At 50.3% G+C, this 6185-nt stretch carries 5 protein-coding genes and 1 pseudogene; 2 read left to right on the top strand and 4 right to left on the bottom strand.

All coding sequences use genetic code 11. The features are described 5' to 3' along the window. Positions 1-1088 (top strand): annotated as a pseudogene (locus IQ235_RS16000) (caspase family protein); the annotation flags it as partial. Between the two features lie 146 nt (positions 1089-1234). Here IQ235_RS16000 and rpmA read toward each other — a convergent pair. Together rpmA and rplU are read right to left on the bottom strand one after the other, a co-directional pair. After that, on the bottom strand, positions 1235-1489 hold the full coding sequence (gene rpmA, locus IQ235_RS15995) for a 50S ribosomal protein L27 (RefSeq protein WP_264322437.1): 255 nt from the start codon (positions 1487-1489) through the stop codon (positions 1235-1237). A 120-nt stretch (positions 1490-1609) separates the two neighbouring features. Further along, positions 1610-2014, bottom strand: a complete 405-nt coding sequence (gene rplU, locus IQ235_RS15990; RefSeq protein ID WP_264322436.1) for a 50S ribosomal protein L21 — start codon at positions 2012-2014, stop codon at positions 1610-1612. A gap of 933 nt (positions 2015-2947) precedes the next feature. Between rplU and IQ235_RS15985 the strand changes: the two genes are divergently transcribed. Then, complete coding sequence (locus tag IQ235_RS15985; RefSeq protein WP_264322435.1) at positions 2948-4387, top strand: WG repeat-containing protein; 1440 nt, start codon at positions 2948-2950, stop codon at positions 4385-4387. A gap of 205 nt (positions 4388-4592) precedes the next feature. On the opposite strand, the gene IQ235_RS15980 is transcribed toward IQ235_RS15985, so the two are convergent. Both IQ235_RS15980 and IQ235_RS15975 read right to left on the bottom strand, forming a co-directional pair. Next, complete coding sequence (locus tag IQ235_RS15980; RefSeq protein WP_264322434.1) at positions 4593-5225, bottom strand: MotA/TolQ/ExbB proton channel family protein; 633 nt, start codon at positions 5223-5225, stop codon at positions 4593-4595. Between the two features lie 147 nt (positions 5226-5372). Beyond that, positions 5373-6185 (bottom strand): calcium-binding protein (locus IQ235_RS15975; RefSeq protein ID WP_319592605.1); only part of this gene is annotated, 813 nt, incomplete at its 5' end.

Here is a 6185-nt window from a genome sequence, read left to right as displayed (position 1 = left end):
AAGTACAAGCGATCGCTGCCCCAGAGAACTCAAATTTCCAAGCCGGACAACAGGTGCGAGAAGCCGTGCGAGCGATCCCTCGAGAGCGAGACTTGATCGTCGCCTTGGACTCGACGTTAGAACGAATCGAACGGGTGGATGCCACCAGTGCGTTCTCGGCTATTCGCAACGTATCGACGGCGGTCGTTGGCGAACCGGCAGATTGCTTGTTTGGCAAAGTCCGGCGAGCGAACTTGGCTCAAATGCCCGATGCCGATTTACCGACGTTACCCGACCGCGGCGGATACGGTTTGTATTCCCTCGGACACGAGCCGATTCCGAGTAGCTTGAGCGAAGGAGATGAGGCAATTAAAACCGCCGTACATCGCCTCATTCCCCAACTCGAAACCCTCCGAGCCGATAAGCTTTTGAGTTTGAGCGATAACGAAGGTTCCTCGGGTTTGGGAATTAAAGTGACTTTGGCTTTAGTGGAACCGGAAAATCGAATCTTACTTGAAAAACAAACGCGGCGAGCTAAATCTAGTTCCAGTGCGGCAGTGGTCAGTTCGACGATCGATCGCCCGGTTGAAAGTGGGATCGTCGCCGTACCTGCCGGTGGTCGCATTCAGTATCGATTGCAAAACTTCAGCAATCGCCCAGTTTACTTTATCTTATTTGGTCTCGATAGTAGCGGGCGGGCGATCGCCTTCAATTTGGTTAGCCTTAATGCCAGTCTCACCCAAACAGGACAACACCTCTCGATCGATCCGGGTCAAACCCTCATGCTTCCCTTTCCATCGGAGTCTTGGAAAGTGAGTCCTCTAAGCGGATTGACCAAAACTCAAATTATTTGCAGCTATAGCCCCTTTGAGACCACCCTCGCCGCTCTCTCGGAAACGCTCCCGTCTAAAACCCTAAACTTGCAGGTTTTGCCGAAGCCATTAACCATCGCCCAGGCAATTTTAGAAGATTTACACCGAGCGAGCCTTCCCACCACTCAAGATTTAGGACTCCCGAAAGATATTTTTGCTTTGGATGTGAACCTTTGGGCAACGCTGAGCTTGATGTATCGCGCCGTCGAATCGAATGGTGAGTCTGGAATGGGGTGACAGGTTTCGGGTTCGCCCAAGCCCTTCGAGTCAAATCGATTGAGGTCTGGTGGCTTACCGATTCCGTCTATCGAACGGGATAGATCGACAAAGGGGATGAAAAGTCAAACTTCTCATCCCCTCTCAATTTGCCGAGCGAAAAACCGTTAAGCCGGATAAACGCTTACTTTTTTACGGCTTTTGCCCTTGCGCTCGAAGGTGACGATACCATCGATTGTCGCAAACAGCGTATCATCGTTACCGCGTCCGACATTATTTCCCGGATGCACTTTCGTTCCTCGCTGGCGGATGAGAATATTCCCAGCTTTGACGACTTCACCGCCAAAGCGCTTTACGCCCAGGCGCTGGGCGTTAGAGTCGCGACCGTTGCGAGTGCTACCCGTTCCTTTCTTGTGAGCCATTCTATTCTCCGATTCGGTGACTTGTAACTGAATTCGTTCGCATTTGCCCGACTTGCCATAATTTCCTCGATTCACTCTATACGAGCACCATCAATTTGAAAATAAGGCAAGATCCTGTTTTTATTCTGCCGCAGTTTGGGCGGTGTCTTCGGGGACGACTTCTGTGGGGACTGATTCTGTTGTATCAGCATCCGACGCTAAGACCGAACCGTTGAGATTAATCGAATTAATCATAAACCGGGTTTGTTCTTGGCGATGTCCCCGCTTTTTGCGGGTTTTCTTCTTCGGCAACATTTTGTAGACGATGATTTTGCGACCCCGGAAGTGACGCATCACCGTTCCTTCTACCGTTGCACCTTCAACGAAGGGTTGACCTACGTGAACTTCCCCATCATTTTGTACTAAAAAAACCTTATCGATGGTTACTTTGGTGTCGGGTTCGACATGTAACAATTCGATATCGTAGAAGCGACCGGGTTCGACCCGAATTTGCTTTCCACCCGTTTCAATAATTGCGTAAGTCATTCAATAATCCTCAACGTGGCCGTACGGGTGTCTAGCTGTCTCGTCGATGGAGAATGCTAGCCTTGGCTGTACCCGATCCGAGCATAATTTGAAATTGCCAGCCTTCTATTATGGTGGCTTGTCCTGTTTGATGTCAAGTTTGCGGTTGACCGACTCGAAGGGGACTTACGCACAACTATCCTATCCATCCCGAGGGCAATCGGATGTCTCTAACGCGATCGACAGGACTTACGCAAAGCCACTACTGGGTCGGTGTGTTGAGGCCCGCAACCTGACTGACTGACCAAACTATAGACCTGTCGATTGGGTTGAAGCATGAAGCCCAACAACCGCAACCGATTGTATTGAGCAGGCCCCCACTCCCAACCTATCGAAATTTCAAGGCTCCCGAAACTTTTGTCAGTCAACCAGCTCTGACTCTTCGTTCGATCGAATCGAATCGGCTAGACGATCGAGCGTTTGTTTTTCAAAAGATGCTGTTGCTAATGCTTCTTGCTGTAACGAGCTATTGTCAATATTTGAGTGCGAACAATTTTCACAATGCAGGCTGGAGAATTTGAAAATCTTTTCGGAATCGAACGAGTTAATCCTGTAGCTTGTAAAAGAAGAGCTTTTCGGATACTTGGTTTTCATTGGTACAGATACTAAACTGTACCATAACGAACAAAAAGAAAGATTAATCGCCGCTTAGGATTGAAGTTAATGACCCTTTAAAATATTTCACTTAAAATGGGTGATAAATCATGAAATTTACGTCTATTTTACTAGCATCTTGAATATTACTCAAGAGCAATTTACTCTACACCTAAGTTTGGATTAATGTAGAAACATGTAATTTCTCTTCCCTAGGTACTGCATAAAATAGCGACTTGCCGTACCTATTCAAAGAATAGAATCGAATGATTGACAAATCAAACTAATCTAAAGCCAAAAATGAAACGATCGATTGCTTTTTTCGCGGGTCTCATGATGTTGGGAACCCTCTCTCCCGCCACTGCCACCTCAAATCCCGCCCAGAAAAAGCCTCTGGTTCGGTCTCCCCAGCAGCAGATGCCCGTGGGGGAAAATCGGGCGAAGACACTCCAAAATAAGCAAGGTAAAGCATTGGGCGCAACTCCGGCCCAGCCGATGGAACGCGGCACATCAAAACTGGCGCAAATCGATGAATCGATCGGCTTATTTCCCAGTTTTGAGGATGGAAAATATGGCTATACCAACGAAGCAGGTGAGTGGGTCATCAAACCCCAATTCGACGAAGCCTGGGAATTTTACGAAGGACTCGCTCCAGTGAAAGTGGGTCGGCTATGGGGATATATCGATCCGTCCGGTAACTTCGTCATCGAACCCCAACTCGACGAAACTTGGGGATTTTACGATGGGATTGCCATCGTTCGCGCGGGCTATCAATGGGGTTTAATCGATCGAGCGGGCAACTTCATCGTCGAACCCCAATTTGATGAAATTTGGTATCCCTCCGGAGAACTGATTACCGTCAAAAAAGCCTATCAGTGGGGATTTATCGATCGCGCTGGAAATGTTGTTGTCGAACCGGAATACGAAGCGGTTTGGGACTTTTCTGAAGGACTCGCGGGTGTTCGGCGCGACTACAAATGGGGTTTTGTGGATACGACGGGAAATCTCGTTATCGAACCTCAGTTTGACGAAATTTGGAGCTTTTCAAGCGGTGTCGCTCCCGTCAGAACCGGTGCCAAGTGGGGGATTATCGATCGAGCGGGAAGAACCGTCGCCGCCCCCCAGTTCGACGAGATTTGGAGCTTTACCAACGGTGTATCTCCGGTGCGCATCGGCGCGAAATGGGGATTTATCGATACGGCAGGCAATATCGTCGTCGAGCCTCAATTTGACGAAACATGGGGCTTTTCGGGCAGTGTAGCCCCCGTACGCGTGGGTAGCAAGTGGGGAGCTGTGGACAGGTCAGGCCGCTTGACGATCGAACCTCAATTCGATGAAATCGGCTACGTTTCCGAAGAACTCTCCTCCATCCGAATGGGCAGTAAGTGGGGTCTGATCGATTCGTCCGGTCGCATTGCCGTCGAACCCCAATTTGATGAAATCGGCTACGTTTCCGAAGAACTCTCCTCCATCCGAATGGGCAGTAAGTGGGGTCTGATCGATTCGTCCGGTCGCATTACCGTCGAACCCCAATTTGATGCGGTTTGGTATCTCTTAGAAGGTATTGCGTCTATCCAAGTGGGAGATAAATGGGGTGCGATCGATATGGCAGGTCGCATCCTTGCCGAGCCTCAGTTTGACGAAATTTGGTATTTCTCCGAAGATGTCGCCCAGGTGCGTATCGGCGAGCGATGGGGCTATCTCAATCGATCGGGCGAGTTAACCTGGGACGAAAACTAGTGCAGCACAGAAATTATGACGGGTAATTTTGTAGGGGTAATCCCGCGCCCGGTTACCCCATCCGACCGGGGACGCGCACAGGGGCGCTACCCCTACCTGTCGCGCATCATTGTGGTCAAGTACTAGAAGTATGCGGGGATGGGGAGAAGAACGACTCATTAATTGTCCGTATCTCTCCCCCAGCTTCCTCAGTTCCCCCAACCTCCTATTCTCCATCGAACCAAATCTGTCGGTAAATGAGTTCTAGTTCGTTGCCGACAGTAAAAAAATAATCCATTTGCTGCGTTTGCAGAGAAACGAAAATTCGCCAAAAACCCAGCGCTAAAATAGCGACAATCGTCCCAGCCGCCGTGGTCAGCAATGCCGCACTAATTCCGGCCAGAGCTTGAGATGTGTTGGTTTGGGCGATGTTGCCAATATCGAGTTCGGCAAAGGTGACAATCAAGCCGATGACGGTTCCGAGCAATCCCAATAGTGGCGACAGTCCCACCACCGCCTCGAAAAATTGGTTGCCCTTGCGCATTTGGATAAATTCTTTGTCGGCGGCGGCTTCCATCGCCAAATGGAAGGTTTCCGGATTGGGATGTTGCAGTTGCAGGGGGGCGAGCAAAAAGCGACCGATGGGTAGAGACTCTGCTTGTCGGGCGATCGCCGCCGCTTTACCCCAATCGTAGCGAGCCGCATCCAAAACGTGGCTGACGATTTGGTGTTCGCGCCCGAGCAAATGGATCCAGAACCCCGCTCGTTCGATGGCGCGGGTTAAGGTGAGAACTGATAGTCCTAACAACGGCCACATCACCGGACCGCCTTGGAGGAATAACTCGTACGCTCGGGTCATTTCGATCGGGGAAGAGAAGGGCTAGGTTTTGGATGTTATACCAGTTTGACGAAATCATGCAACTGTGAAGGTTCCTCGAAAGTTCCTCAAAGTCGATCTTCCCCATTCTCTAATTTGCTCGGAATGGGGGCGATCGCCCCCATCCGGTTACACTACGGCAAAGTCCTCAATGTCGATCGCTGTGGCATTGATATTCAAAAGCGATACCAACACCTCATCACCAATGCGAATTTGCGTATTGCCTCCCAGTTGAGAAATCGTGAGTTGGGCAAACGTTAACCCCTCTTGCAAACCGATAATATCTACCCCATCTTCAAAATCGGTGACGATATCGCTGCCATCGCCGAGACCCAAATCGAAGCGATCGCCTCCTTCACCGCCAGATAACGTATCATCCCCCAAATCTCCCCGCAATACATCGCTTTGGAACCCACCATCAAGAGAATCGTTGCCTCCACCGCCATGAAGGAGATCGCTTCCCAAACTTCCTAGCAGCACATCGTCTCCCCCATTTCCAAACAGGAGATCGTTACCGCTAAACCCGTGAAGACAATCGTTACCCAGTTCACCTAGCAGTACGTCATCGCCATCGCCACCATTGATGCCGTCGTTCCCTTGTCCGCCGAAAACTAGATCGTTGCCCAATCCAGCATCGATATATTCAATTCCAGCGTTGCCGAAAACTAGATCGTTGCCATCGCCAGCATTGATGCGATCGTTGCCCAATCCGCCGGAAATGACATCGTTGCCATCGCCACCGAGAACGGCATCGTTATCTTTTCCGGCACGTACGGTATCGTCTCCAGTTCCGGCGTTGATGAAATCTCGTCCCTGGTTGGCGAAGAGGCGATCGTTTCCGGGACTCCCCAAGAGGTTGTCGTCTCCCGCTTGGGCGATAATCAAGCTTTGGGTTTCGCCTGTGGCATCGAGGGTATTGGCATTGTCATCGCCGATAAGAGA

The sequence above is a fragment of the Zarconia navalis LEGE 11467 genome (assembly GCF_015207075.1).
Classification (GTDB): Bacteria; Cyanobacteriota; Cyanobacteriia; order Cyanobacteriales; family Geitlerinemataceae; genus Zarconia; species Zarconia navalis.
Note: the sequence above shows the minus strand (reverse complement) of the source record. Positions and strands in the feature narration are given on the sequence as shown.

What these genes read in the sequence shown, in the direction of transcription:
- IQ235_RS15980 (WP_264322434.1), bottom strand. Translation starts at nt 5,225, where the DNA reads ATGACCCGAGCGTACGAGTTATTCCTCCAAGGCGGTCCGGTGATGTGG.
- rpmA (WP_264322437.1), bottom strand. Translation starts at nt 1,489, where the DNA reads ATGGCTCACAAGAAAGGAACGGGTAGCACTCGCAACGGTCGCGACTCT.
- rplU (WP_264322436.1), bottom strand. Translation starts at nt 2,014, where the DNA reads ATGACTTACGCAATTATTGAAACGGGTGGAAAGCAAATTCGGGTCGAA.
- IQ235_RS15985 (WP_264322435.1), top strand. Translation starts at nt 2,948, where the DNA reads ATGAAACGATCGATTGCTTTTTTCGCGGGTCTCATGATGTTGGGAACC.